Genomic DNA, 26,192 nt, shown 5'->3' on the forward strand with positions numbered 1-26,192 from the left:
TCCGTCTTGTCAGGACGGAGAATCACGATGACCGAAGCAGTGGCCGATGCAGCCGAAACCCCACGGGGCAAAAAGGGATTGCTGGTCCCGATCGCGGCCGCCCTGCTGCTGGGCGGCGGCGGCTTCGCCTCGACCTATCTGGGCCTCTGGTCACCGGCCGGCCTGATGGCCGAGCCCGCCGCCGAACCCCAGACCGCCCATGCGGCGGTCGAATTCATCGACGTCCCGAGGGTCGAGATCGTCGTTCCCGGAGGTCGGGCGCGCAGCCTGGTCCTGGCGGCGACGATCGAGACCGACGCCAGCCACGCGGCCGATGTCCGGCACCTGATGCCGCGCGTCTCGGACGCCTTCACGACCTTTCTCTCGGGCGTCGATCCAGACGCCTATGACAAGCGCGGGGTGCTGGAAGTGATCCGCGCGGAACTGGTCACCCGCACGCGCTTCGTCCTGGGCGAAGAGCCGGTCAAGGACCTGCTGATCACGGAGTTTCGCTTCAAATGACCTTGGAACATATGCTGCAGGCCATGCTGGTCCTGGCCTGTCTGGGCCTTGCGGGCTTTTGCGTGTCGTTGACCCACCGGCTGCGCAAGCTGAACGACCTGGAAAGCGGCCTGGGCGGGGCGATCGCCATCATGGCGGCCGAGGTCGACCGGCTGGAACAGGCGATCCGCTCCGCCCGGGACGAGGCGAATGCCGCAAGTGAACGTCTGGCCGACGAGATCGAGACCGCCCGCCGCGAACGCGCCATCTGGGACCTTCGCCAGCGCATCGGGATCGCTGCGGCGGAATCGCCGCCGCCCGCCACGACCGCGCGCAGATTGCGCAAGCGTGCCGAGGTGGCCCATGGCTAAGCCGCTCTTGCCCGCCTTGGCCTTGGCCTTTGCGCTGCCTGGCCTCGCGCTGATGGTGCAGGGCCGCGACCTGTCACGCCTTTTCGCCGCCGTCGCCGGGCCGTCGGATCTTCTGCAGGGCTGCGGGGATGTTCCCGAAGCCGTCGCCCTTGCCGAGGAGCTGCGCGACCGGGCCCTGCGGATCGAGCGCTACATGGCCGCCATCGACACCCGCAAGGCGGACCTGGCCACGGCCGAGACGACCCTGCGCCAGCGGCTCGAGGAACTGCGCAGCCAGAAGGGCAGCATCCGCGCCCGCCAGGACGGGAAATCCGAAGCCGTTCGCAGCGACATCGACCGCCTGATCGCGGTCTATGACCAGATGAAGCCCGCCGAGGCGGCCGCCGTCCTGACCAATCTTCCTGCCGATTTCGCGGCCGAGATCCTCATGAGGGTCCAGCCCGAGACCGGTGCCCGCATCATCGCCGCGGTCGAACCTCGCCAAGCCGCGCTGCTGACCGCCCAGATGGGCGCGCGCAGCGTCCGCACCCCATAAGGACTAGCAGCCATGTTCGGTTTCGTCGGAATTTTCGTCACGCTCGCCATGGTGTTCGGCGGCTATCTGCTGGCGGGGGGCAAGATGGGGGTCATCCTCCATTCGCTGCCCTTCGAGATGATGATGATCATGGGGGCCGCCGTGGGGGCCTATCTTCTGGGCAACGACACACATGTCCTGAAACATACGCTGCCCGGGCTGATCCGCGCCTTCAAGGGGCCGAAATGGACGCCCCAGGATCACCAGGACGTGCTGTGCCTGATGTTCCAGCTGCTCAAGATCGCGCGCGAAAACCCGGTGGCGCTGGAGCAGCATATCGAGAACCCGGCCGAGTCGCCGATCTTCACCGCCTATCCGCGCCTGGCGGCCGAACACAACGTCGTCTCGCTGATCGCCGACACGATGCGGTCGGCCAGCCTGAACTACGACGATCCTTACCAGGTCGAGGACATGCTGTCGCGCCGCATCGCCATCCTGCGCGAGGAGGAGATGCATGTCCCCCATGCGCTGCAGAACATGGCGGATGCGCTGCCGGCGCTTGGCATCGTCGCGGCGGTGCTGGGCGTGATCAAGACCATGAGCTCGATCGACCAGCCGCCCGCGGTTCTGGGCAAGATGATCGGCGGCGCGCTGGTCGGCACCTTCCTGGGCGTCTTCCTGTCCTATGGCTTCGTGGCGCCGCTGGCCAACCGCCTTGGCGCCGTGGTCAAGCAGGACCTTGGATTTTACGACGTGATCAAGTCGGTCCTGGTGGCGGGCCTGCACCAGCACGCGACCACGCTTTGCGTGGAAGTGGGGCGGCAGACGGTTCCCGAACATGTGCGCCCCAGTTTCGACACCCTGGAAAGCGCGCTGCGCGAGCTGAAGAAGGCCGCGTGATGACAGCCATCGGCATCCTGTTCCTGGTGACGGCCCTTGGCACCGGCGGCGCCTCGGCCCCCGCCTTCGAGCCCTTCGCCGAGGCTGCCTCGGGCTGGCTGCTCAGCGGGGAGGGGCTGCCCCGCGACTACCGGGTGACCCTGATGCAGATGGACAGCGCCGACCGCATTCGCGCCATCGCGCTGCTGCGCCGGATCGGGTTGCTGACAGACCGCCCCTGGCCGCTCGACGACCTGCTGCGTCCGGCGGGCGCGGCACCGGAGGCAGGCCGATGACCCCGGTCGCCGGCCCCGCGCGCAAGGCGCACAAATATCTGGACGCCCCGCTGCTGGTGACGGGTGGGTTGGTGCTGGTGGTGATCTCTCTGGTCATCCCGCTGCCCGCAAGCGTTCTGGACTTCGGGATCGCGGTGTCGATCGCCATGGCGACGCTGGTCCTGGTGATGGCGTCGCTGGTGGAGAAGCCCACAGACTTTCAGGCCTTTCCGGTGCTGCTGCTGGTCAGCCTGGTGATCCGGCTGTCGCTGAACGTGTCCTCGACCCGGCTCATCCTGACCGAGGGGCAGAATGGCAAGGAGGCCGCCGGCCATGTGATCAACGGCTTTGCCGACTTTGTCGCGGGCGGCTCGATCCTGGTCGGCATCACGGTTTTCGCGGTGATCTCGGTGGTCAACTTCATGGTGATCACCAAGGGCTCGGGGCGGATGGCCGAGGTGGCGGCGCGCTTTGCGCTGGATTCGCTGCCCGGCAAGCAGTTGGCCATCGACGGCGACCTGAACGCGGGCGCCATCGATCATCACGAGGCCAAGCGTCGCCGGATCCAGGAAAGCCGCGAGATCAGCTTTTTCGGCTCGCTGGACGGCGCGTCGAAATTCGTCAAGGGCGATGCGGTGGCGGGCATCGTCATCACCCTGATCAACCTGTGCATCGGGCTGGCCGTGGGCATCACCGTCCACGGCATGCCGCTGGCCGAGGCCGCGGCCACCTATTCGCACCTGACCATCGGCGACGGGCTGGTCAGCCAGATCCCTGCACTGATCACCTCTATGGCAGCAGCATTGCTGCTGTCGCGGGGTGGTGCGACCGATACGACCGCGAATTTGCTGTCATCCGAATTCACCCGCAGCTGGCAACCGGCGGCCATGGTCGGTGGGGCGATGGTGGTGATCTCGTTCGTGCCCGGCATGCCGCGGATGCTGTTCCTGGGAATCGCGCTGGCCATGATGGCCATTGCCTGGCAGATCGCGCGCCGCGCCATTCGCGCCGCCGAGGCGCTGCCCGAGCTTGCTGCGGATGAGGCCGCAGCCCGACCCGCCGCCCGCATGGGCGACGTGCTGGACACGGACGACATCAGCGTCGAGATCGGAACCGACCTGATCCTGATCGCGCTGGACCAGGCCCGCGGTCTGGGCAGCCGGGTCAACAACCTGCGCATCCACATCGCGCGCAGCTTTGGCGTCGTGCTGCCGGATGTGCGCATCACCGATACCGACGACCTGCCGCCCGGCGACTACCAGATCCGCATCCAAGGCGTCGTTCGCGGTCGTGGCAGCCTGCATCCCGGCCAGATCCTGGCGCTTGGTCCCGACGCGCTGCTGACGGAGCTGCGGGGCATCAGCGTACGCGAGCCCGTCTATGCCAGCCCTGCCCGCTGGATCCAGCCTGCGGACCAGGAAGAGGCGGCCACCATGGGCGCAACGGTGGTGACCCCCATGGAGGTCCTGTCGACGCACCTGATGGAAGTGGTGAAAGCCAACCTACCGACGCTGCTGACCCTGGGCGCGATGCAGCGCCAGATCGAGGAGTTGAAAACCTTGTCCGACAGCACGCGCGCTGAACGCTATCGCAAGTATTTCGACAGCATGATTCCGGACAAGGTCACGCCGGAAACGCTGCTGGCCATCCTGCGCGCCCTGCTGGAGGAGCGGATATCCATCCGGAACCTGCCGCTGATCGTCGATGCCATCTGCGAATTCCGCCACGTCGATTCGGCCGAAACGATCTATGAACTGGTGCGCAAGCGGCTGCGGGGACAGATCACCCAGCAATACGCCGACGAGGCCGGTCGCGTCGCCGCCCTGCAGCTGCATCCCGCCTGGGAGGCCGAGTTCGTCCGCGCGGACAGCGAGACCGGGCGCGTCGGAGGCGGCGCGATGACGCCGGGCCTGTCCAAGAAGCTGCTGGAGGCCGTGCGCAAGGCGCTGGCCCTGGCCGATCCGGTGCCTCGGACCGTCATCGTCGCACCCGACCACCGGCGCCGCATGATCCGCGCCGTGCTGGGGGCAAACGGGATGGCGGTGCCTGTCCTGGGCCTCGAGGAGGTCGACCCGGAGGCCGAACTGCGGCTGCTGGGAACCATCGAGGCGGCATGATGTGGGGCCAGCTTCAGGCGATCTTTCCGGGTCTGGACTGGTCACTGGTGCTGGTCTACCTGCGCATCCAGGCCTGCGTGCTGATCCTGCCGGGCTTGGGCGAGCGGGTCATCCCGGCCCGTGTCAAGGTCGCCATCGCCCTGGCGCTGTCCCCGCTGCTTGCTGCTGGTGTCCCCCTGCGCATGATGCCGGACCAGCCTATCGGCATCATGGTCGAGATCGTGCCAGAGATGCTTCTGGGCTTCACAACGGGGGCGCTGCTGCGGCTTTTGGCGTTGGCGATCGACATCGCCACGACCGCGATCGCGGCGACCGCGTCGCTGTCGCAGATGATGGGCATCCAGAACGAGGCCGCACCGCATCCGGTCGGAAACATGCTGCACCTGGCCGGGATCGCCCTGCTGATGGCCATGGGCCTGCCGATGATGCTGGTCGAGCTGCTGGCCGACAGCCTGCGCCTGTGGCCGCCGGCCATGCTGCCGCCGGTCGAGACCCTGGCCTGGGGGGTCGTGGCGGTCGTTCGTGACAGCTTTCTGCTGGCGATGATGCTGGCCGCGCCCTTCACCCTGGGCGGATTTCTTTATCAGGCGCTGTCGGGGGTCATCAACCGCGTGATGCCCGCCCTGCCGGTGGTCTTCATCGGGGCCCCGGCATCGGTGTTCCTGGCCTTGGCCGGGCTTGCGGTCCTGGCGCCCATGCTGGTCGGCATCTGGGCCGACGCGGTCCTGGGCTTCATGCTGCCCGCAGCCCCCTGAGGGAAGACACGATGAGCGAGGATCAGGACGACAAGCAGTTCGACGCGTCCGAGCAGAAGCTGCAACGGGCGCGGGAAAAGGGCGACATCCCCCGCTCGACCGAGCTGAACGGCGCGATGATGTATCTGGGGGCGGTGCTGGCCTTTACCGTGGCGGCAGGTTTCGCCGTGCGCCAGTGGCTGGCCATGGCGACGCGGGTGATGGGAGCCGAGGACTGGCCTGCGGACCCTTCGCACCTGGCCCTGGATCTGGCGGCCCATGCGGGGATCGCGACACTTGCGCTGGCCATGCTGCTGATCGTGGCGATCCTTCTGGGCATGGTCGCCACGCGCAGCCTGATCCTGTCGCCGCAAAAGCTGGCCCCGGACATCAAGCGCATCAACCCGCTGAAGAACGCCGCCCAGAAGTTCGGGTCCGACGGCCTGGTCAGCTTTGCCATTTCGGTCGGCAAGTCCGTGCTGGTCTGCGTCGGCGGCTGGTTCCTGTTCATGCGGCTTCTGGACCGGATCGCGGCCTCGGCCATGGGGGGCGAGCGGTGGACGACGGCCCTGGGCGCGATCCTGGGGCAGGTGCTGGTTCTGGGACTGGCGGTTTCGGTCCTGTTCACCCTGCCGGACATCCTGTGGAAGTGGTTCGACCACCGCCGCAAGAACCGCATGAGCCGCCAGGAGATGCAGGACGAGTTCAAGGATTCTGAGGGCGACCCCCATATGAAGGCGGCCCGTCGCCAGCGTGCGGTGGACGTGGTCATGAAGCAGATGCTGGCGGACGTGGCCGGGGCGGATGTGGTGATCGTGAACCCGACGCATTACGCGGTCGCGCTGCAATGGAAGCGCGGCTCGGGGCGGGCGCCGGTCTGCGTGGCCAAGGGAACGGACGATGTCGCCGCCCGCATCCGCGCCAAGGCGACCGAGGCGGGCGTTCCGATCTGGTCGGATCCGCCCTGCGCCCGTTCCATCCATGCGGCCGTCAAGGTCGGTGACGAGATTGCCCGCGAACATTTCGCGGCCGTCGCGGCGGCGATCCGCTTTGCCGAAACGATGCGCCAGAAAGCGAGAACAGGATGGTAGACAAGGCGAAACAGCTTGCGCAGCTGGAGCGGATTGCGCGGCTGAAGGCGGAGCGGCAGCTGAAGACCTTTGCGGCCTACAATGCCCATGTCACGGCGGCGCGTCAGCGGGTCGAGGCCCTGCAGGTATCGCTGGCGCAGAGCTATGACAGCATGGCCCCCCTGTCCCTGGCCGAGGCGCGGGTGGCCAATGCCCAGGCAGGCCGCGCAGCGCGCGAGCTGCGCCATGCGGACAGCCAACTGCAGCGCATCCTGCCCGGCTTCGAGATCGCCCGCCGGCAGGCCGCGCGCGAGTTCGGCCGCGCAGAGGTGCTGCTGGGCCTGGGGCAGGACGAGGAACAGCGCCGCCGGCAGGAGCGGTTCTGAGCAGGGGCCCCGGCGCAGGATTGGACAGAGCTTTCGCGGAATGCTACGGACGGGCAACATGCCGAGGGGGAGCCATGCTGCACAGCGATCCGAACACCGACCAGCACCGCGAGATCTGGACCGCGGCCGAGGCGCGGCGCATCTTCGACCAGCCGCTGATGGACCTGCTGTTCCAGGCCCAGACCGTCCATCGCCGCCATTTCGACCCGAACCGGGTGCAGATGAGCCGCCTTCTGTCGATCAAGACCGGCGGCTGCCCCGAGGACTGTTCCTATTGCAGCCAGTCGGCCCGCCACGACTCGGGCCTCTCGGCTTCCAAGCTGATGGAGGTCCAGCGGGTCCTGGCCGAAGCCCGGCGTGCGCGCGACGCGGGGGCGACCCGCTACTGCATGGGTGCCGCCTGGCGCAGCCCCAAGGAGCGCGACATGCCGCAGATCATCGCCATGATCGAAGGCGTGAAGGCCCTGGGCATGGAGACCTGCATGACCCTGGGGATGCTGGACCCGCAGCAGTCGCGGCAGCTGGCCGAGGCCGGTCTGGATTACTACAACCACAACATCGACACCTCGGAATCCCATTATGGCAAGGTGATCACGACGCGCAGCTTTGCCGACCGGCTGGAGACGCTGGAAAACGTGCGCAAGAGCGGGATCAAGGTCTGTTCGGGCGGCATCCTGGGCCTGGGCGAGGGGCAGCAGGACCGGGTGGACATGCTGGTGACGCTGGCCAACCTGCCCGAGCCGCCTGACAGCGTGCCGATCAACATGCTGATCCCGGTCGAAGGCACGCCGCTGGAAGATGCCGCGCCGGTCGATCCGATCGATTTCGTGCGCACCATCGCAACCGCCCGGATCATGATGCCGAAATGCCATGTGCGCCTGTCGGCCGGCCGCACGGCCATGTCGGACGAGATGCAGGCCATGTGCTTTTTCGCAGGTGCCAACTCGATCTTCGTGGGCGACACGCTGCTGACCAAGGACAACCCGGAGGAGGAGGCCGACATGCGGCTGTTCGCCAAGCTGGGTTTGCAGCCGATGCAGGTGCACGAGCACATGCCCGAACCCACGGTCGAGAGGGTGCAGCACGATCCGGCGATCCCGATCCTGCGCTGAGAGTTCCGGGGGATATCGCCCCCGGACCCCCGGGGTTTAGAGAGAGAAGAGGGTGCAGCTCGCCTTGGACCGTTTGGCAAACTATCGGCAGAACCTTGACGGGCTGGCGGCCGAAAGCCGGTTGAGGCGCCTTGCGCCGCGACAGGGTTTGGACTTTTCCTCCAACGATTATATCGGCTTGGCGCAGTCGCCGCGGCTGGTCGCGGCTGCCGCCGATGCGCTGGCGCGGGGTGTTCCGGTGGGGGCGGCGGGGTCGCGTCTGCTGCGCGGGAACACGGACGAGCAGGAGGCTTTCGAGGAGGAGGCGGCGCGGTTCTTCGGGGCCGGCGCGGCCTTGGGGTTCGGCGGCGGCTATGTGGCGAATTTTGCCGTGATCACGACGCTGCCGCAGCGGGGCGACCTGCTGGTGATGGATGCGCTTTCGCATGCCAGCACGCATGAGGGGGCGCGGGCCGGGCGGGCGGAAGTAAGGACCTTTCGGCACGGCGACGTGGGGCATGCGGAGGATGTGATCACGGGCTGGCGCGAGGCGGGGAACACCGGCGCGGTCTGGATCGCGGTCGAGAGCCTCTACAGCATGGACGGCGATGTCGCGCCGCTGGACGAACTGGCGGCGCTGGCCGATCGGCACGGGTTCCTGCTGGTCGACGAGGCGCACGCGACCGGGGTCTTTGGGCCGCAGGGGCGCGGCCTGGCCCATCACCTGGAGGGGCGGGACAATGTCCTGACGCTGCACACGCTGGGCAAGGCCCTGGGCGGGTCCGGGGCGCTGATCTGCGGGGCCAAGTGCCTGATCGACTTCATGATCAACCGCTGCCGTCCGTTCATCTTTGCGACCGCGCCCTCGCCCCTGATGGCGGCGGTGGGGCGGGAGGCGCTGGCGATCCTGCAGGACGAGCCGTGGCGGCGCGACGAGTTGCAGGGCCATGTGGCGGCCTTCGGGGCCGAGATGGCGGCCCGCCTGCCGCAGGTGCCGCTGAGCGGCAGCCAGATCGTGCCGCTGATCGTGGGACCCAATGCCCAGACGATGGCCTTGGCGGCGCAGGTGCAGGCGCGGGGCTTTGACGTGCGGGGGATCCGTCCGCCGACCGTGCCGGAGGGAACGTCGCGGCTGCGGGTCTCGCTGACGCTGAATGTCACGCGGGCGGAGGTGATCCGCCTGGCGGAGGTGCTGGAGGAACTATGGCCCGATTTGTGATCACGGGGACGGGAACGGATGTCGGCAAGACGGTCTTTGCCGCCGGACTGTGCGGGCTGATCGGGGCCAGCTACTGGAAGCCGGTGCAGTCCGGGCTGGCGGGCAATGTCCCCAATCCGGGCCGCACAGGCGAGGCACCGGGCAGTCACGGCGCGTACACCGGACGTGCACCGACAACGCCCGCATCGTTAACCGATGTTGCGCAGCCCGGAAGCGACCGGGCCGAGGTCGCGCGCCTGTCGGGCGCCCCCGGCCATCCCGAGACCTGGATGTTGCGCGAGCCGCTGTCGCCGCATCGCGCGGCCGAGCTGGAGGGCGTCACCATCGACATGGATGCCTTGACGCCGCCCGATGCCGATCCGCTGGTGATCGAGGGGGCGGGGGGCGTTCTGGTCCCCGTGACGCGGCAGGTGCTTTATGCCGATCTGTTCGCGCGCTGGCAGATCCCGGTCGTGCTGGTCGCCTCGACCGGGCTGGGCACGATCAGCCACAGCCTGACGGCGCTGGAAAGCCTGCGGGCGCGGGAGGTGCCGGTGCATGGCGTGGCCTTCGTAGGCGACCCGAACGACGACAACATGGCAACCATCGGGCAGTTGGGACGGGTGCGGGTGCTGGGCCGGCTGCCGATCCTGCCGGACCTGGACCGCGCGACGCTGGCCGAGGCGATGGCCCGGAACTTTGAGAGGGCGGATTTCGCATGAGCGCGGTCTGGCATCCCTTTTTCCAGCACGGGACCGAGCCTGCGCCGCCGCGTGCGCTGAGCAGCGAAGGGGCCTTTGTCCACACCGATCGCGGTCCGCTGCTGGACGCGATCAGCAGCTGGTGGGTGGTCACGCATGGCCACAACCAGCCCGAGATCGTGGAGGCGATCCGCCGCACGGCCGGGCACCTGGACCAGGTGATCTTTGCGGGCCTGACCCATGAGCCGGCCGAGGAACTGGCCGAGGCGCTGGTGGACCTGGCCCCCGCCGGGCTGGAGCATGTGTTCTTCAGCGACAGCGGGTCCACGGCGGTCGAGGTCGCGCTGAAGATGGCGCTGGGATACTGGCGGCACGAGGGCGACGGGCGGCACCGGATCGCGGTGATCGAGGACAGCTATCACGGCGACACGATCGGCACGATGAGCGTGGGCGAGCGGGGGGTGTTCAATGCCGCCTATGACCCGCTGATGTTCGCGGTGGACCGGCTGCCCTTTCCGACAGGCGACGGCGCGGCGACGCTGGCGGCCTTCGAGGCGCTGGCGGCCGGCGGGCAGATGGCCGCGCTGATCCTGGAGCCGCTGGTCCTGGGCGCGGGGGGCATGCGGATGTACGGCCCCGAGGTGCTGGCCGGGCTGCGCGCCATCTGCGACCGGTACGATGTGCTGCTGATCGCGGATGAGGTGATGACGGGCTGGGGCCGGACGGGGCGGCTCTGGGCCTGTGATCATGCCGGGGTCGCGCCCGATATCCTCTGCACCTCCAAGGGGCTGACCGGGGGCGTCGTGCCGCTGGCCGCGACCCTGGCCAGCGCGCGGATCTTTGAGGCGCATCGGTCGACCGACCGGCGGCGGACCTTTTTTCATTCCAGCAGCTATACCGCGAACCCGATCGCCTGCGCGGCGGCCCTGGCGCAGGTGCGGCTGTGGCAGTCCACCCCCATGCAGGCGCGGCTGGAGGCGCTGACGGCGATGCAGGCCGCGCGGCTGGCGGCACTGGCCGGCGACGACCGGTTTGCCGCGCCACGCCAGTGCGGGACCATCGCCGCCATCGACCTGGTCGTGCCCGAAGGGGGCTATCTGGCCGAGGTCGGCCCCCGGATGCGCGCCCATTCGATGCAGGAGGGGGTGCTGCTGCGGCCGCTGGGGAACACGGTTTATGTGCTGCCGCCCTATGGGGTGACGGAGGCTGACTTGGACTTGGCCTGGGGGGCCATCGCCTCATTCCAGGTCTAGATCGACCCAGACCAGCTTGCGATGCGAGGCCGCGGCCACCGGCTTGGCCAGCGGATCGTCGGGCGCCGGCCAGAAAACGCCCGAGGCGGTGACGCGCAGGTCCCGCGAGGGCAGGATGTAATCCAGCCGCAGGTTGCCGGGCGGGCGGTCGTATTCGACCGTGTCCAGCGCCGGGTCGCCCTTGTGCCCCGCATTGGGGCCGGTCTGCGGCGGCTGGAAGGCACCGCGCGGCTGCGGGTCCTGGGTGACCGTCAGCAGCGCCCGCAGCGCAGCCGGGTCACCATCGCCATCCGCCGGGTCCAGGTTCAGGTTGCCGATGACGGCGAAGGGCGCCTGGGGCAGGTGCTGCATCCAGAAGGCGGCCTCGTCATGGTTGCGGGCGACGTTCTGCGGCTCGAAGACCGGGGGGGTGGCGGCGAAGGCCAGCAGGTGCAGCGGCCCGTCCGGGGTCTGCAGCGGGATGTCCCAATGGGCGCTGCCCGACAGGCGGCGGATGTCGGCATGATCCAGGTCGGGCATGCGGTGGCCGGGCAGGTCGCGCCAGAGCGTCGCGCTGTGGTCGGTCACCTCCCCCAGCGGCAGGCGCGACAGCAGGGCCAGGCCCTTTTGCCCGGTGAAGTCGCCAAAGGCCTGGGCGTCGCGCGCCTCTCCGGCCTGGCCGTCGCCGTCGAGGTCGCGGCCGGTCTGCAGGCCGCGGTTGCCGGGCCCGGCAAAGCGATGCGGCATCGGGTGGCCCAGTTCGGCCAGCAGGTCGGCAAAGCCGGTCAGGGCGCGCCCGTCCAGGTCCCAGTCAAAGCCGGTCAGCAGGATCGCGTCGGGATGGGAGGCCGCGATGACGCGGGCGGCGGCCATGACCTGCGGGTCATGGGCGGCGATGTCGCGCATCAGAAGCCCCGGTCCGTCGCGCGTCAGGCCGGGATCCCAGGTGGCCAGGCGCAGGGGCTGGGCCGAGACCGGCCCCGCCAGCACCAGCAGAAGGGCAAGCGCCCTCAGATCCAAGGCCGGGCCTGGGCCATCTGCGATTCAAAGCTGTCGATGGCGGGGGCCTTTTCCATGGTCAGCCCGATGTCGTCCAGCCCGTTCAGCAGGCAGTGCTTGCGGAAGGGGTCCACGTCGAAGGCGAAGCTGGTGCCGTCCGAGGCGGTGACGGTCTGGCTTTCCAGATCGACGGTGATGCGGGCATTGGCGCCGCGCCGCGCATCCTCCATCAGCGCATCGACGGCGTCCTGGGGCAGCACGACGGGCAGGATGCCGTTCTTGAAGCAGTTGTTGAAGAAGATGTCGGCGAAGCTGGTCGAGATCACGCAGCGGATGCCGAAGTCCAGCAGCGCCCAGGGCGCATGTTCGCGCGAGGAGCCGCAGCCGAAATTGTCGCCCGCGACCAGGATCTGCGCGTCGCGATAGGCGGGCTGGTTCAGGACGAAATCGGGAATCTCCTGGCCGTCGCGGTCGTAGCGCATCTCGTCGAAGAGGTTCACGCCCAGGCCCGAGCGCTTGATCGTCTTCAGGAACTGCTTGGGGATGATCATGTCGGTGTCGATGTTGACCAGCGGCATGGGCGCCGCGATGCCGGTCAGGCTGGTGAATTTGTCCATGGTTCCTTTGTCTTCCTGTCTGTGGGCCGGCGCGCTAATGTGTGGACTTTAGGTGCTGCGGGAGGGGGTGCGATCGTGGGACTGTGGGCTTGCGTGGCAGAACGGTGGGCGCCCGAGATCGGCGATCCGAACGTCACCGGTTGGGTGACCGTGGCCGTCTATCTGGTGACGGCGCTGCTGGCGGCGGCGGTCTGGCGCGGCACGGGGGTTGGGCGCGGCCGGGCCTTCTGGGCGGTGCTGACGCTGATCCTGGGCTTTCTGGCCCTGAACAAGCAGCTGGACCTGCAGACGGCGCTGACCGAGGTCGGCCGGTGCCTGGCCTGGTCGCAGGGCTGGTACGAGAACCGCCGTTTCGTGCAGGCGGGGTTCATCGGGGCGCTGCTGGTGCTGCTGGTGATGGGCCTGTTCAGCGCGATGCAGGCGCTGCGCGGCAACCTGCGGCGCAACCTGCTGGCCCTGCTGGGGCTGACGGTGCTTTTGGGCTTTGTCATGGTGCGCGCGGTCAGCATCCACGATTTCGACTTCCTGATCAGCGACCGCAGCCTGGGCGTTCCGAACAACTTCCTGTTCGAGAACGCGGGTCTGGTGCTGATCGCGGTCAACGCGCTGCTGCTGCTGCTGCGCCGGCGGCACCGGACGCGGCAGCGTCGGCTGGCCTGAAGGGCCCGCCGCAGCCGCCGTGTTCGGAACCGTCCGGCGCATGATCAGGCCGGTTCGCGGGCGAATTCGCGGATGTCGACCAGATGGCCCGCGACGCCTGCGGCGGCCGCCATGGCGGGGCTCATCAGGTGGGTGCGGCCCTTGTAGCCCTGGCGTCCCTCGAAGTTGCGGTTGCTGGTCGCCGCGCAGCGTTCGCCGGGTTTCAGCTGGTCGGGGTTCATGCCCAGGCACATGGAACAGCCCGCCAGGCGCCATTCGAAGCCCGCGTCGGTAAAGACGACGTCCAGCCCCTCTTCCTCGGCCTGCGCGCGCACGAGGCCCGAGCCGGGAACGACCATGCCGCGCACGCCCACGGCCAGGCGGCGGCCGCGCAGCACCTCGGCCGCGGCGCGCAGATCCTCGATCCGGCCGTTGGTGCAGCTGCCGATGAAGACCGCGTCGATGGCGATCTGGGTCAGCGGCGTGCCGGCGGTCAGGCCCATGTAGTCCAGGGACCGCCGCGCCGCCTCGGCCTTGCCGCCCGGAAAGCTGTCGGGGGCGGGGACGGCGGCGGTGATGGGCAGCGCATCCTCGGGCGAGGTGCCCCAGGTGACGGTGGGGGCGATATCCTCTCCGCGGATGGTCAGGACCTTGTCGAAATGCGCGCCGTCATCGCTGAACAGCGTCTTCCACCAGGCGACGGCGGCCTCCCATTGGGCGCCCTTGGGCGCATGGGGCCGGCCCTGGACATAGGCGAAGGTGGTCTCGTCCGGGGCGATCAGGCCGGCGCGGGCGCCGCCCTCGATCGCCATGTTGCAGATGGTCATGCGGCCTTCCATCGACATGTTGCGGATCGCCTCGCCGCAATATTCGATCACATGGCCGGTGCCGCCGGCGGTGCCGGTTTCCGCGATGATGCGCAGCACGACATCCTTGGCGGTGACGCCCGGCGCCAGGCGGCCGGTGATTTCGACCTTCATGTTCCGGGACTTGCCCTGGATCAGGGTCTGTGTGGCCAGGACATGTTCCACCTCGGAGGTGCCGATGCCGTGGGCCAGCGCGCCGAAGGCGCCATGGGTCGCGGTGTGGCTGTCGCCGCAGACCACCGTCATGCCGGGCAGGGTCCAGCCCTGTTCGGGGCCGACGATATGGACAATGCCCTGGCGGATGTCGTTCACCGGATAGTAATGCACGCCGAATTCGCGGGCGTTGCGGTCCAGCGCATCGACCTGGATGCGCGATTCCTCGTTGTCGATGCCGGTCTGGCGGTCCAGCGTGGTGGGCACGTTGTGATCGGGCACGGCGATGGTGCGTTCCGGGGCGCGGACCTTGCGGCCGGTCATGCGCAGGCCCTCAAAGGCCTGCGGGCTGGTCACCTCGTGGACCAGATGGCGGTCGATATAAAGCAGGCAGGTCCCGTCGTCCTGGCGGTCGACGACATGGGCGTCCCAGATCTTGTCATAAAGCGTGCGCGGCGCGGTGGCTGCGGGAATGGTCATGGCTGAGGTCTTTCGGCTGTGATGCAGGGTGCAGGCAGGCAGACGCGGCGGGGAAAACCCCGCCAGCCATCAGCCCCGCGCGGTCACGCAGAGCGTTTCGCCATAGAAGCGCTGCGGCAGGCGCGCGCGGTCATGGATGTCGAAATAACGCATCATCGCGCCAGATTAGGTCAGGACCCGCGCTGTGGCAAGGCCCGTGACGGGGCGCGGGCGTGAACCGTCCCGTTCACAAGCGCGGGCGCAGCCCCAAGGAAAATCCGCCCAGAGATTGAGATGGGCCGAAAAGATGCTATGTTGGGAACACCCCTGCGCCGGGGGCCATCGGCGCGCCGACCGGAGGATACAACCCTGTCACAAGACGTCCCGTCGGCCCAAGGGCCGGCCACGACCACCGCGAAGGCGCCGCTGTCCAGCGACCAGATGCTTTCGCTTGTCCTGACTTCGCTAGATGACGACAAGGCCGAGGAGGTCATCACCATCGACCTGCGCGGTCGTTCGGCCATGGCCGATCACATGGTGATCGCCTCGGGCCGCAGCTCGCGTCAGGTGGGAGCGATCGCCGAAAAGCTGGCCGACCGGGTCAAGCAGGCGACCGGCCGCAGCCCCCGCATCGAAGGCAAGGATGCCGGCGACTGGGTGCTGGTCGATGCCGAGGACGTGATCGTCCATGTCTTCCGCCCCGAGGTCCGCGAGTTCTATCAGCTGGAAAAGATGTGGATGCCCGCCGACGCGCTGACCCGCGTGCGCGAGCAGGTCCGTCCCCAGCCCTGATTGCCGCGCGCCCATGCGAATCGACATCGCCGCCGTCGGGCGGCTGAAGAAGGGGCCCGAGGCGGCCCTGGTCGCGGATTACCTTGACCGTTTCGCCAAGACCGGCCGGAGCCTCGGGCTTCCGGCCGTTTCCGTATCCGAGGTCGAGGACCGGCGCGCCGGCACCATGGCCGCCGAGGCCGAGCTGCTGGCCCGCGCGATTCCGCCAGGCGCGGCGGTGGTGATGATGGACGAGCGCGGCGAGCAGCCGACCTCGCCCGAGTTCGCCGCGCGGCTGGCGCGGTTTCGCGACGAGGCGCGCGACGTCTGCTTTGTCATCGGCGGGGCGGACGGGCTGGACCCGGGCCTGCGGGCGCGGGCCGATTGGCAGATCAGCTTTGGCCGCATGGTCTGGCCGCATCTTCTGGTGCGGGTGATGCTGGCCGAGCAGCTGTATCGTGCCGCGACCATCCTGGCCGGGTCGCCCTATCACCGGGCCTGAGGGCGCGCCCCCGGGCTTCGGTTGCCGCTGGCGCGCGTGGGGCGTATGAGGGGGAAAACGCGAGGCAGAGATGACCAAACCCGTAGTCCTGTGCATTCTCGATGGCTGGGGCACTTCCGACCGCCCCGATCAAAGCGCCCCCGACCAGGCGGCGACGCCGCATTTCGACCGGCTGATGCGCGACTGTCCGCATGCCTCTCTGCTGACCTATGGGCCGGATGTGGGGCTGCCGCGCGGGCAGATGGGCAATTCCGAGGTGGGCCACACGAATATCGGCGCGGGCCGGGTCGTGGCGATGGACCTGGGCCAGATCGACCTGGCGATCGAGGATGGCAGCTTTGCCCGGAACGCGGCGCTGCTGGATTTCGTGGCGCGGCTGAAGGCCAGCGGCGGGACGGCGCATCTGATGGGCGTGATCTCGGACGGGGGCGTGCACGGGCACCTGGTGCATGTGCTGGCGGCGGCGCGGGCCGTGGCGGGGGCCGGGGTGCCGGTCGTCATCCATGCGATCACCGACGGGCGCGACGTGGCGCCGCAATCCGCGGGCGGCTTCATGGCTACGCTGCAGGCGGGGCTGCCGGCGGGGGCGCGGATCGGCACCGTGATCGGGCGCTATTACGCGATGGACCGCGACAACAGGTGGGACCGGGTCGAGCGCGCCTGGCGCGCGATCGTGCTGGGGCAGGGCGAGGATGCGGCCGATGCGGGCGCGGCCGTGCAGGCGGCGCATGCGCGGGGCGAGACGGACGAGTTCATCCAGCCCTTCGTGATCGACGGCTATAACGGCGCGCAGGACGGGGACGGGGTGTTCTGCCTGAACTTTCGTGCCGACCGGGCGCGGGAGATCCTGTCGGCCTTGGGCGATCCCGAGTTTGAGGCCTTTGCCGTGGGCGACCGTCCGGACTGGGCGGGGCTTCTGGGCATGGTCGATTACAGCACCCGCCATGACAGCTTCATGCAGGCCGCCTATCCCAAGCGGCAGGTGGTCAACACCCTGGGGGCCTGGGTCGCGGCCCAGGGCCTGCGCCAGTTCCGCCTGGCCGAGACCGAGAAATATCCGCATGTGACCTTTTTCCTGAACGGCGGCAAGGAAACCCCCGAGCCGGGCGAGGACCGCCACATGCCGCAAAGCCCCAAGGTCGCGACCTATGATCTGGCCCCCGAGATGGCCGCCGAGGAGGTCAGCGAGGCGCTGGTCGGGGCGATCGGCGCGGGTTACGACATGATCGTCGTGAACTATGCCAACCCCGACATGGTGGGCCATACCGGCAGCCTGTCGGCGGCGGCGCGGGCCTGCGAGGCCGTGGACCGGGGTCTGGGGCGGATGCTGGAGGCGCTGGACGCCGCGGGCGGCGCGGCCGTCATCTGCGCCGACCACGGCAATTGCGAGCAGATGATCGACCCCGAGAGCGGCGGCCCGCACACGGCCCATACGCTGAACCCGGTGCCGGTGATCGTCTATAACGGCCCGGCCGGGGCGCATCTGCGCGACGGGCGGCTGGCCGATCTGGCGCCCACGGTTCTGGACCTGATGGGGCTGGAGCCGCCGGTCGAGATGACCGGCAAGAGCCTGATCGTCCGATGATCCTGCGCCGTCTTGCCCTGATCCTGGCCGCCTGCGGCGTCCTGTCCGCGCCGGCCGGTGCGCAGGAGTCCGTAACCAGCCCCGCCAACCAGGCCGTGGCCGAGGCCGAGGAGGCCGCGGCGCTGCTGCGCGCCGCCATGGGACAGCTGGCCGAGGCGGTCAGCGCCGATGACCAGGTGGTGGCCCTGACCGAGGTGATCCGCGGCTATGAGCTGGGCCTGGCTGCGCTGCGCGAGGGCTTGCGCCAGGCCAGCGCGCGGGAAACCGAGTTGCGCGCCCGCTTTGAGGCGCAGCGGGGCCAGCTGTCGCGCGTGCTGGGGGCGATGACCGCACTGCAGCAGAGTCCCGAATCGACCATGCTGCTGCATCCGGCGGGGGCGCTGGCCAATGCGCGGTCGGGCATGCTGCTGTCGGGGGTCACGCCGGGCCTGCGGGCCGAGGCCGAGGCACTGCAGGCCGACCTGGACGAGATCGCCACGGTGCGCGAACTGCAGTCGAACGCGGCGATGATGCTGGGGAGCGGGCTTGATTCGGTGCAGGAGGCACGGCGGCTGCTGTCCAGCGCGGTGACCGACCGCAGTTCGATGCCGGTGCGCTTTGCCGAGGACCCGGCCGAATTGCAGGCGCTGCGCGACGCGGCCCAGAGCCTGTCGGATTTCGCCACCGGCATCGCCAAGATGGAAAAGGATGTCGGCGCGCCGATGGAGGATTTCGAAGGTGCGCAGGGCAGCCTGCGCCTGCCGGTGATCGGATCGATCCTGCGACCCTATGACGAACCCGATGCCGCAGGCGTCAGCCGCCCCGGCTGGGTCATCGCCACGGCGCCCGCCGCCCTGGTGCAGACGCCCTGGCCTGCGACGATCCGCTATCGCGGGCCCTTCCTGGATTACGGCAATGTGATGATCACCGAGCCGTCGCGCGGCTATCTTATGATCTTCGCCGGGCTGGCGCAGGTCTTTGGCGAGGTCGGGGACGTGCTGAATGCGGGCGATCCCATAGGGTTGATGGGGGGCGCCGAGGCGCCCGCCCAGGAATTCGGATCGCGCTTCGTCGCCGATGCCACCAGCGGCGGGCAGGCCGGACGCAGCGAGACGCTGTATCTGGAGCTGCGCCGCGGCAATGAAACGCTGGACCCGGCAGAGTGGTTCGTGCTGAATCCCATCGTCGAGCCGCAACAGGACTGAGGCAGGAAAGGCCGTCATGAGACATTATCTGATCGCAGGACTGGGAGGCATTGTGGCCGGTGCGCTGGTCACGACCCAGCTGGCCGGACCGCTGGTCGCGCAAGAGACCGGGCGCAACGCCTCGATCTATCAGCAGCTGGAACTGTTCGGGAACGTCTTCGAGCGCATCCGCAGCGACTATGTCGAGGCGCCCGACGACAAGGAGCTGATCGAGGCCGCGATCAACGGCATGCTGACCTCGCTGGACCCGCATTCCAGCTTTCTGTCCTCGGATGCTTATGCCGACATGCAGACCCAGACCCGCGGCAGCTTTGGGGGTCTGGGGATCGAGGTCAGCCAGGAGGAGGGGATGGTCAAGGTCGTCTCGCCCATCGACGGCACGCCGGCGGCCGAGGCGGGCGTCCAGACGGGCGACTTCATCACCCATGTGAACGGCGAATCGCTGCTGGGCCTGACGCTGGACCAGGCGGTGGACATGATGCGCGGCCCCGTGGGGTCCGAGATCACCATCACCATCCTGCGCGAGGGCGAGACCGAACCCTTTGACCTGACGATGGCGCGCGACACGATCAAGCTGACCGTCGTGCGCAGCCGCGTCGAGGGTCATGCGGTCGTCCTGCGCGTGTCGACCTTCAACGACGAGACCTATGACACGCTGAAGGCCGAGCTGGACAAGGCGGTGGCGGAGGCCGGCGGCATCGAGCGCGTGACCGGTTTCGTGCTGGACCTGCGCAACAACCCGGGCGGGCTGCTGAACCAGGCGATCAGCGTCTCGGACGCCTTCCTGGATGCCGGAGAGATCGTCAGCACGCGGGGCCGCAACCCTGAGGAAAGCGAGCGCTGGAATGCCGAGATGGGCGACCTGGCGCAGGGCAAGCCGATGGTCGTGCTGATCAACGGCGGTTCGGCCAGCGCCTCCGAGATCGTCGCGGGCGCCTTGCAGGATCACCGCCGCGCCATCGTCGTGGGCGAGAAATCCTTTGGCAAGGGCTCGGTCCAGACGGTCATGCCGGTCACCTCGGAAAGCGCGATCCGGCTGACGACGGCGCGCTATTACACGCCTTCGGGGCGGTCGATCCAGGCACTGGGCGTCCAGCCGGACATCCTGGTGGCCCAGCCCCGTCCCGCCCCGACCGAGGAGGAGGACGAGGCCCGCAGCAACAGCAGCTTCAGCCGTTCAGAGGCCGATCTGCGCGGCGCGCTTGGCAATGATGTCAGCGACGAGGACCGCCAGCAGATGGAGACCGAGGCCGCCGAGGTCGAGGCCACCGCCGCGCTGCGCGAGGAGGATTACCAGCTGGCCTATGCGGTGGATATCCTGAAGGGCCTGGCGGCGGTGAACTTCCGCGCCGAGCAGGTGCCTGCCGCGGTGACACCCGCGGTCACCGGTGAGGGGTCGGGCGAGGGTCTGGACGACGCGGCGGACAAGGGCTGAGAACATGAGCGAACGTCTGGGGCCGGGGGGCCTGCCCTATCGTCCCTGCGCAGGGGTCGTGCTGATGAACCGCGCGGGGCTGGTCTTTGCCGGCCAGCGCATCGACATGCCTGGCGCCTGGCAGATGCCGCAGGGCGGCATCGACGGGGACGAGTCCCCGCGCGAGGCCGCGCTGCGCGAGCTGGTCGAGGAGACGGGCGTGCCGACCGAGCTGGTCGAGGTCGTGGCGGAAACGCCGGGCTGGGTCTATTACGACCTGCCGCCCGAGCTGCTGGGCAAGGTCTGGAAGGGCCGCTTTGGCGGGCAGCGGCAGAAATGGCTGCTGCTGCGCTTTCTGGGCGAGGATGGCGACATCCGCATCGAGACCGAGCATCCCGAGTTCGACCGCTGGCAGTGGATGCCCGCCGACGCGCTGCTGGAGAACATCGTGCCCTTCAAGCGCCAGGTCTATGCCGAGGTGCTGGAGGCGTTCCGCGGGCATCTGCCGCGCGGCTGAGCCCGTGCCTCAGGCGGTGCCGGGCCGGTTCCAGGCATCCTCGAAGATCAGGTCGTCCAGCGGCAGCCGGTCGGCCCAGCCCCGGGCCATCAGCTCGGGTTCTTCATAAAGTTCGCTGACATGGCCTAGGCAGAGATAGGCGACCGGCACGACATGGTCGGGCAGGTGCAGCAGGCGGCGCAGGTCGTCCTGACGGAAGATGCTGACCCAGCCGACGCCGATCCCCTCGGCCCGGGCGGCCAGCCACAGGTTCTGCACCGCGCAGACGGTCGAATAGAGGTCGGTTGCCGCGTCATGGGTGCGGCCCAGCACATGCGCGCCGCCGCGCGTGCGGTCGCAGGTGATGCAGAGGTTCACCGGCGATTCCAGGATGCCTTCCAGCTTGAGCGCGGAATAGAGCGCCTTGCGGCCCGGGAAAAGCTCGGCCGCCTCGGCATTGGCGGCCTGGAAGGCGTCATGCAGGCAGCGGCGCACTGCCGGGTCGCGGATCAGGATGAAGTTCCAGGGCTGCGACAGCCCGACCGAGGGCGCGTCATGCGCGGCCTGCAGCAGGCGGCGCAGCTGGGCCGGGTCGATCGGGTCGGGGCGGAACTGGCCGCGCACGTCGCGCCGCAGCCGGATGGCGCGATAGACGGCGTCGCGTTCCGAGGCGGTGAACGGTCCCGCCGGGGCGGGGCCGTTCGTGTCCTGGATGTCGCGCGGACCCTTCAACGGCGCAGCTGGTCCAGCAGGATCGAGGTCGGATAGCCGTCGGGCGTCACGCCGATCGAGCGCTGGAAGGCCGAGACCGATTCCATCGTGGCCGAGCCGAAGAGGCCGTCGATTTCCCCTTGGTAGAAGCCGCGCTGCGCCAGGCGGCGCTGGATCTCTTCGCGCTCGGCGCTGGAAAGGGCGCGGTCGTTGCGCGGCCAGCTGCCCTGGATGCCGGGACGGCCGGCGAGGCGTTCGCCCAGGAAGGCCACGCCCAGGGCGTAGTTGTCCGAGTTGTTGTAGCGCAGGATCGAGCGGAAGTTGTCGCCGATGAAGAAGGCCGGGCCGCGCGCCCCCGCCGGCATGATGATCGAGCCGCTGCCCGAGGGCATCGCGCCCCCGCCCATGCGGCGCACGCCCATCGCCGACCAGTCGGACCGGCGGTTGCCCTTGCCGATCAGGCCCATGTTGAAGTTCGCGGGCAGCTGCACCTCGGCGCCCCAAGCCTGGCCGCGCTGCCAGCCGTTGCGGGCCAGATAGGCCGCGGTCGAGGCCAGCGCGTCGGTCGGGTCCTCTGACCAGATGTCGCGGCGACCGTCGCCGGTGAAGTCCACGGCATATTCCAGGTAGGAGGTCGGCATGAACTGGGTGTGGCCCATCGCGCCCGCCCAGCTGCCCAGCATGTGTTCGGCGTCGGTGTCGCCCGCCTGCAGGATGCGCAGCGCAGCCAGGAGCTGGTTCTGGAACATCTCGCCGCGGCGGCCGTCATAGGCCAGCGTCGCGAGGGACGGGATGATCTGCATCTTGCCGCGGTTGGCGCCGTAGTTCGACTCCATCCCCCAGATGGCCAGAACGATCTCGCGCGGGACGCCGTATTGCGCCTCGATCCGGGCCAGGACGGGGTTCAGCTGCGCCAGCTTCTGGCGGCCGGTGGTGATGCGGTTGTCGGACACCGCGCTGTCCAGATAGAGCCAGACCGGGCGCGAGAACTCGGCCTGGCGGCGGTCCAGCCGGATCACCTCGGGGTTGTAGCGCGCCAGGCGCATCGCGCGGTCATAGGTCGAGGCCGAGACGCCCGAGGAAAGGGCGCGGCTGCGGAAGTTCTGCACAAACTGTTGCAGTCCCGCCTCGTCCCCCGGCGCGGCGGCCGGGATGGGCGCCGGCGTGACCGAGGTTTGCGGTGCGGCAGGTCCCGAAACGGGCATGCGCGACATCGGCGTGCCGCAGGAGGCAAGCGCGCCGATCAGCGCGGTGGACATGAAAATGCGGGGAAAGCTCATCTGGATCCTGTTCTCGACTGCTCGTGGTTTCTTGATTGTGATCAGTCTAGACGAAGGATCCGGGCTTGGGTAGGCCGCGGGGCGCCTGCGCGGCAACATCCGCCAAGGCAGGGGCGCGCCTTCGACCCAATGTTGCGGCCCGGGTCAGTGGATCATGGCGTCCGGGTCGGCCTCGTCCCGGAACCAGGGGGTCATCTGCGCGATGATGACGGCGTTTTCGGCCAGGGCGCGGTCCATCAGCGCGCGTTCGTCATCGTCGATTTCGTGGCCCTCGGCCAGGCGCTCCTCCAGGGTGCCGTAGCCGGTGACATCGAGGGGCGCCATGTCGGCCTGTTTCAGGATGGCCACGGTTTCGCGCACGGCCTCTCCCTCGTCCTTGCCGGCGGCATAGCAGACAAGACCGGCGCCCGTGGCGCCCTTGGGCAGGCCGTCGCCCGCCTTGCGTCCCAGTTCCACGACCAGGGTATAGACCTTCATGGTTCAATCCTTCGGCTTGATGCCCTTTGTCGGCGGCTGGTCCCCGTGCCCCAGGGGCCATTCGGGAGCCTGCCAATGCTTGCCGCCGCAATTGGGGCAGGGGGTGCGGGTGTCGATGATCGGCGCGCCGGACAGCGTGCCGCAGAGGGCACAACATGTCTGACCGTCCTTCGCAAGCGCCTTGTCGGGGGGCGGCCCGCCGTTCAGCAGGTGTTCGGGCGGCAGGAGCGACAGGCCGGGGCGGGGCGCGGGGCGCCGAAAGACGGACAGGCCGCCCCCCGCCTCCAGATAGGCGGCATGCAATTCACCCAGGTTCGAGATGCCGGCCAGGCGCAGCATCGCCTTGATCTCGGCCAGGCCCAGGTCGCGGCGGGCCACCGCGGCGGGCAGGATCCGCCCCTCGCGCACCAGCGCGATGGGCCGGCCGTCGATCAGGTCCTTGATCCGGTCCGAGCGCACGATCAACTGGTCCAGCAGCTTGTTGATGAGGACGACGACCGTGATCACGGTCATGGCGGCCAGCAATGGCACCTCGGGGTAGAACATCGCATCCCCCACGGCCGAGCCGAGGGCGATGACCAGCGCGAATTCCACCATGGACAGCTGCGCCACGCTGCGCCCGCCGATCCAGCGGATCATCAGCAGCGTATAGGCATAGATGATCAGCGTGCGCGCCAGGATCTCTCCGTAGAAGGCAAGGGGTTGCTCGCCCACGAACATGCGATAGAGGTCGAAGGGGATGACGGTCTGGTCCATGGGCTGTCCTGCTGGATGCGCCGGCCGGGTGGCGGGCGCATGTCAACCGGCGGCCGTGGGGGCGGGTTCCTGCGACGGAGGAGGGACGGGCATGAGCAAGAGCCTGGCGCGGGTCAGGGCGGCGCTGGCGGCGGCGGGAGAGGCCGCCCCCGTGCTGGAGATGCCGGACAGCACGCGGACCGCCGCCGAGGCCGCGCGGGCGGCGGGGTGCCTGCTGGACCAGATCGCCAAGTCGATCATCTTTCGCGGCGAAGAGAGCGGCCATGTGCTGCTGTTTCTGACCGCGGGCGGCAACATCGTCGATGCCGCCAAGGCCGCGGCGCTGGCCGGCGAGCCCCTGGGCAAGGCCGATGCCGCGCTGGTCCGGGCCGAGACGGGGTTCGCCATCGGCGGGGTCGCGCCGGTGGGGCACCTGCGCCCGCCGCGCGCCTTCTTTGATCCGCGCCTGGGGGATTTCGCGCAGGTCTGGGCGGCGGCCGGGACGCCGCGCCACATCTTTGCCATCGCCCCCGACCGGCTGCTGGTGCTGACCGGGGCCGTAACGGGCGATTTCGTCGCCTGAACCGACGGGCGGCGGCGGCGTTGAGCGGCGCAAGGACAAGGAGGCGTTCCGATGACCCAACCCATGATGACCCTGAACGACGGCCACCGGATGCCACAGCTGGGCACCGGCATCTGGCAGATCGACGACGCAAAGACCCCCGAGGTCGTGTCGCAGGCCCTGAAGATCGGCTATCGCCTGATCGACGGTGCGGCGGCCTACAAGAACGAGCGCGGCCTGGGGCAGGGCCTGCGCGATGCGGACGTGCCGCGCGACGAGGTCTTTGTCACCTCGAAGCTGTGGAACGACGCGCAGGGCCATGACGCGGCGCTGCGGGCCTTTGACGCGACGATGGAGCGGACGGGGCTGGAGTACCTGGACCTGTATCTGATCCATTGGCCGCTGCCGGCGCTGGACGCCTATGTGGACAGCTGGAAGGCATTGATCCGGCTGCGTGACGAGGGGCGGGTGCGTTCCATCGGCGTGGCCAATTTCCACGAGGCGCATCTGGCCCGGCTGATCGAGGAGACGGGCGTGACGCCGGCGCTGAACCAGATCGAGTTGCACCCCTCGCTGCCGCAGGTGGAGATGCGCGAGGTGAACCGGCGCCTGGGGATCGTTACGCAGAGCTGGACGCCCTTGGGACGCGGCGACAGCTTCAAGGCCCCTGAAGTGGTGGCCGTGGCGGAACGTCTTGGCCGCAGCCCGGCGCAGGTGATCCTGCGCTGGCACATCCAGCACGGGCTGTCGGTCATTCCGAAGTCGGAAAACCCCGACCGGCTGGCGCAGAACTTCGAGGTGCTGGATTTCGAGCTGACCCAGCAGGAGATGGCGGCGCTGGACGGGCTGGACCGGAACCACCGGACCGGTCCCGATCCGGAAACCTTCGATTATCGCGAGCCGCTGTGATCCAGCAGGCGCCGCATCAGCGGGCTGTCGGGGCGTGACAGCGCCTCGATCACGTTGAAATGGTGCAGGCCGGGGTCGATGACGCAGTCCGTCGCGGCCCCGAGGCCCGCCCAGATGTCGGCCAGGAGCCGCGCCTGGCGGATGAATTCCGGCCGCTCCATCCCGCCGACCCAGGTGGTGAGGGGGATGCCGGGGCGCGGGGTGAGCAGGGCGGGGCTTTCGGCCCAGGCCTCGGCCTCGTCCAGGTGCAGCGTGTCGTTCAGGGCGGTGCGGAGCAGCGGGCGCAGGTCTGTCAGCGGAGAGATCGGGACGCAGGCCGTCACGCGCGCGGCCACCTCGTCGGGCAGGACGCCGGGGCAGATCATCCGCGCGGCCAGGTGGCCGCCCGCCGAATGGCCGGTCACCGCGATCGGTCCCGCGACCTGCGCGGCGGCCTGGGCCAGTTGGTCCGCGACGAGGCGCGTCATATCCGCAATGCGCGCCTCGGGTGCCAGGGGATAACCGGGCATGGCGCAGGCCCAGCCCGCCGCCAGCGCGCCTTGGGCCAGATGCGACCAGAGGGTCGGGTCGAAGCGCATCCAGTAGCCGCCATGGATGAAGACCATCAGCCCGCGCGGCTGGTCCTTTGGCAGGAACAGGTGGCCGCGCCCCAGGGGCTGGGGCGGATGCGCCGCGCGAAAGGCGGCCGCACCCTCGGTCCAGCGGGGCACATAGGCCTCGGCGCCGGGGATATGGGCGCCGTTGGCATAGGCGTCGTCCCAATCGGTGATCTGGTAGAGCATCTT

Annotated in this window: 30 protein-coding genes; 22 read left to right on the top strand and 8 right to left on the bottom strand. The window is 69.0% G+C overall.

Annotated elements, in window-relative coordinates; translation table 11 throughout:
* Positions 1-27 precede the first annotated feature (27 nt).
* The 13 genes from ACNR9W_RS02205 to ACNR9W_RS02265 all read left to right on the top strand — a co-directional run bounded on the left by ACNR9W_RS02205 (position 28) and on the right by ACNR9W_RS02265 (position 11,069).
* Positions 28-501 carry a flagellar basal body-associated FliL family protein gene (locus tag ACNR9W_RS02205; protein ID WP_419269283.1) on the top strand — a complete coding sequence of 158 codons (474 nt, stop codon included), beginning with the start codon at positions 28-30 and terminating at the stop codon, positions 499-501.
* Complete coding sequence (locus ACNR9W_RS02210) at positions 498-851, top strand: hypothetical protein (protein ID WP_419269282.1); 354 nt, start codon at positions 498-500, stop codon at positions 849-851. The genes ACNR9W_RS02205 and ACNR9W_RS02210 overlap by 4 nt, the downstream gene beginning before the upstream one ends.
* Positions 844-1,386, top strand: a complete 543-nt coding sequence (locus ACNR9W_RS02215; protein ID WP_419269281.1) for a MotE family protein — start codon at positions 844-846, stop codon at positions 1,384-1,386. The genes ACNR9W_RS02210 and ACNR9W_RS02215 overlap by 8 nt, the downstream gene beginning before the upstream one ends.
* 12 nt (positions 1,387-1,398) lie before the next feature.
* A complete protein-coding gene (motA, locus tag ACNR9W_RS02220; protein ID WP_419269280.1) occupies positions 1,399-2,265 on the top strand; it encodes a flagellar motor stator protein MotA in 867 nt (288 codons plus the stop codon).
* A complete protein-coding gene (locus tag ACNR9W_RS02225) occupies positions 2,262-2,540 on the top strand; it encodes a hypothetical protein (protein WP_458478594.1) in 279 nt (92 codons plus the stop codon). Before motA ends, ACNR9W_RS02225 begins: the two co-directional genes overlap by 4 nt.
* A complete protein-coding gene (locus ACNR9W_RS02230; RefSeq protein WP_419269276.1) occupies positions 2,537-4,636 on the top strand; it encodes a flagellar biosynthesis protein FlhA in 2,100 nt (699 codons plus the stop codon). The genes ACNR9W_RS02225 and ACNR9W_RS02230 overlap by 4 nt, the downstream gene beginning before the upstream one ends.
* A complete protein-coding gene (locus ACNR9W_RS02235) occupies positions 4,636-5,391 on the top strand; it encodes a flagellar biosynthetic protein FliR (protein WP_419269275.1) in 756 nt (251 codons plus the stop codon). Before ACNR9W_RS02230 ends, ACNR9W_RS02235 begins: the two co-directional genes overlap by 1 nt.
* 11 nt (positions 5,392-5,402) lie before the next feature.
* Entirely contained in the window at positions 5,403-6,461 is a 1,059-nt protein-coding gene (flhB, locus tag ACNR9W_RS02240) for a flagellar type III secretion system protein FlhB (RefSeq protein ID WP_419269274.1), read from the top strand.
* A complete protein-coding gene (locus tag ACNR9W_RS02245) occupies positions 6,455-6,826 on the top strand; it encodes a hypothetical protein (RefSeq protein ID WP_419269272.1) in 372 nt (123 codons plus the stop codon). The genes flhB and ACNR9W_RS02245 overlap by 7 nt, the downstream gene beginning before the upstream one ends.
* Before the next feature lie 74 nt (positions 6,827-6,900).
* Positions 6,901-7,938: a biotin synthase BioB gene (gene bioB / locus ACNR9W_RS02250; RefSeq protein ID WP_419269271.1), complete on the top strand. Its 1,038-nt coding sequence runs from the start codon at positions 6,901-6,903 to the stop codon at positions 7,936-7,938.
* 64 nt (positions 7,939-8,002) lie between these two features.
* Positions 8,003-9,136: an 8-amino-7-oxononanoate synthase gene (locus tag ACNR9W_RS02255; RefSeq protein ID WP_419269270.1), complete on the top strand. Its 1,134-nt coding sequence runs from the start codon at positions 8,003-8,005 to the stop codon at positions 9,134-9,136.
* Positions 9,121-9,837: an ATP-dependent dethiobiotin synthetase BioD gene (bioD, locus tag ACNR9W_RS02260; RefSeq protein WP_419269268.1), complete on the top strand. Its 717-nt coding sequence runs from the start codon at positions 9,121-9,123 to the stop codon at positions 9,835-9,837. Before ACNR9W_RS02255 ends, bioD begins: the two co-directional genes overlap by 16 nt.
* Positions 9,834-11,069 carry an adenosylmethionine--8-amino-7-oxononanoate transaminase gene (locus ACNR9W_RS02265; RefSeq protein WP_419269267.1) on the top strand — a complete coding sequence of 412 codons (1,236 nt, stop codon included), beginning with the start codon at positions 9,834-9,836 and terminating at the stop codon, positions 11,067-11,069. Before bioD ends, ACNR9W_RS02265 begins: the two co-directional genes overlap by 4 nt.
* Here the strand turns inward: ACNR9W_RS02265 and ACNR9W_RS02270 are convergent.
* Both ACNR9W_RS02270 and leuD read right to left on the bottom strand, forming a co-directional pair.
* A complete protein-coding gene (locus tag ACNR9W_RS02270) occupies positions 11,055-12,068 on the bottom strand; it encodes an endonuclease/exonuclease/phosphatase family protein (protein WP_419269265.1) in 1,014 nt (337 codons plus the stop codon). The two genes, ACNR9W_RS02265 and ACNR9W_RS02270, sit on opposite strands and share 15 nt — an antisense overlap.
* The gene (gene leuD, locus ACNR9W_RS02275; protein WP_419269264.1) at positions 12,059-12,664 is read right to left on the bottom strand and encodes a 3-isopropylmalate dehydratase small subunit; all 606 of its coding nucleotides are present in this window, start codon (positions 12,662-12,664) and stop codon (positions 12,059-12,061) included. Before leuD ends, ACNR9W_RS02270 begins: the two co-directional genes overlap by 10 nt.
* A 75-nt stretch (positions 12,665-12,739) precedes the next feature.
* On the opposite strand from leuD, the gene ACNR9W_RS02280 reads away from it, so the two are divergent.
* Positions 12,740-13,324: a hypothetical protein gene (locus ACNR9W_RS02280; RefSeq protein WP_419269263.1), complete on the top strand. Its 585-nt coding sequence runs from the start codon at positions 12,740-12,742 to the stop codon at positions 13,322-13,324.
* Positions 13,325-13,368: 44 nt separating this feature from the next.
* Here the strand turns inward: ACNR9W_RS02280 and leuC are convergent, their stop codons facing one another.
* Positions 13,369-14,802, bottom strand: coding sequence for a 3-isopropylmalate dehydratase large subunit (gene leuC / locus ACNR9W_RS02285; RefSeq protein WP_419269262.1), 1,434 nt, complete (start codon positions 14,800-14,802; stop codon positions 13,369-13,371).
* Between the two features lie 420 nt (positions 14,803-15,222).
* Here leuC and rsfS point away from each other — a divergent pair, with 420 nt between their 5' ends.
* The 6 genes from rsfS (at position 15,223) to ACNR9W_RS02315 (ending at position 20,754) form a co-directional block, all read left to right on the top strand.
* The gene (rsfS, locus tag ACNR9W_RS02290; RefSeq protein WP_111299664.1) at positions 15,223-15,573 is read left to right on the top strand and encodes a ribosome silencing factor; all 351 of its coding nucleotides are present in this window, start codon (positions 15,223-15,225) and stop codon (positions 15,571-15,573) included.
* A gap of 13 nt (positions 15,574-15,586) precedes the next feature.
* Positions 15,587-16,054: a 23S rRNA (pseudouridine(1915)-N(3))-methyltransferase RlmH gene (gene rlmH, locus ACNR9W_RS02295; protein ID WP_419269260.1), complete on the top strand. Its 468-nt coding sequence runs from the start codon at positions 15,587-15,589 to the stop codon at positions 16,052-16,054.
* Between the two features lie 70 nt (positions 16,055-16,124).
* A complete protein-coding gene (gene gpmI, locus ACNR9W_RS02300; protein ID WP_419269259.1) occupies positions 16,125-17,639 on the top strand; it encodes a 2,3-bisphosphoglycerate-independent phosphoglycerate mutase in 1,515 nt (504 codons plus the stop codon).
* Positions 17,636-18,823: a murein hydrolase activator EnvC family protein gene (locus ACNR9W_RS02305; protein ID WP_419269258.1), complete on the top strand. Its 1,188-nt coding sequence runs from the start codon at positions 17,636-17,638 to the stop codon at positions 18,821-18,823. Before gpmI ends, ACNR9W_RS02305 begins: the two co-directional genes overlap by 4 nt.
* Before the next feature lie 16 nt (positions 18,824-18,839).
* Positions 18,840-20,258, top strand: a complete 1,419-nt coding sequence (locus tag ACNR9W_RS02310) for a S41 family peptidase (RefSeq protein ID WP_419269257.1) — start codon at positions 18,840-18,842, stop codon at positions 20,256-20,258.
* Positions 20,259-20,262: 4 nt separating this feature from the next.
* The gene (locus ACNR9W_RS02315) at positions 20,263-20,754 is read left to right on the top strand and encodes an RNA pyrophosphohydrolase (RefSeq protein ID WP_419269256.1); all 492 of its coding nucleotides are present in this window, start codon (positions 20,263-20,265) and stop codon (positions 20,752-20,754) included.
* Between the two features lie 9 nt (positions 20,755-20,763).
* On the opposite strand, the gene bluB is transcribed toward ACNR9W_RS02315, so the two are convergent.
* From bluB to ACNR9W_RS02335, 4 genes are all read right to left on the bottom strand, one after another.
* Positions 20,764-21,465 (bottom strand): 5,6-dimethylbenzimidazole synthase, encoded by a 702-nt coding sequence (gene bluB, locus ACNR9W_RS02320; protein ID WP_419269254.1) that lies wholly within the window; start codon positions 21,463-21,465, stop codon positions 20,764-20,766.
* Entirely contained in the window at positions 21,462-22,724 is a 1,263-nt protein-coding gene (locus ACNR9W_RS02325; RefSeq protein ID WP_419269252.1) for a lytic murein transglycosylase, read from the bottom strand. The genes bluB and ACNR9W_RS02325 overlap by 4 nt, the downstream gene beginning before the upstream one ends.
* A gap of 144 nt (positions 22,725-22,868) precedes the next feature.
* Complete coding sequence (locus ACNR9W_RS02330; RefSeq protein ID WP_419269251.1) at positions 22,869-23,201, bottom strand: hypothetical protein; 333 nt, start codon at positions 23,199-23,201, stop codon at positions 22,869-22,871.
* 3 nt (positions 23,202-23,204) lie between these two features.
* Positions 23,205-23,957, bottom strand: a complete 753-nt coding sequence (locus ACNR9W_RS02335) for a DUF421 domain-containing protein (RefSeq protein ID WP_419269249.1) — start codon at positions 23,955-23,957, stop codon at positions 23,205-23,207.
* Positions 23,958-24,048: 91 nt separating this feature from the next.
* On the opposite strand from ACNR9W_RS02335, the gene ACNR9W_RS02340 reads away from it, so the two are divergent.
* Positions 24,049-24,519: a YbaK/EbsC family protein gene (locus ACNR9W_RS02340; protein ID WP_419269248.1), complete on the top strand. Its 471-nt coding sequence runs from the start codon at positions 24,049-24,051 to the stop codon at positions 24,517-24,519.
* Positions 24,520-24,570: 51 nt separating this feature from the next.
* On the top strand, positions 24,571-25,407 hold the full coding sequence (locus tag ACNR9W_RS02345) for an aldo/keto reductase (RefSeq protein ID WP_419269247.1): 837 nt from the start codon (positions 24,571-24,573) through the stop codon (positions 25,405-25,407).
* Here the strand turns inward: ACNR9W_RS02345 and ACNR9W_RS02350 are convergent.
* Positions 25,389-26,189, bottom strand: a complete 801-nt coding sequence (locus ACNR9W_RS02350) for an alpha/beta hydrolase (protein ID WP_419269246.1) — start codon at positions 26,187-26,189, stop codon at positions 25,389-25,391. The genes ACNR9W_RS02345 and ACNR9W_RS02350 overlap by 19 nt on opposite strands.
* Positions 26,190-26,192: the final 3 nt, after the last annotated feature.

This window comes from Paracoccus sp. T5 (assembly GCF_048538155.2).
Taxonomy (GTDB): domain Bacteria; phylum Pseudomonadota; class Alphaproteobacteria; order Rhodobacterales; family Rhodobacteraceae; genus Paracoccus.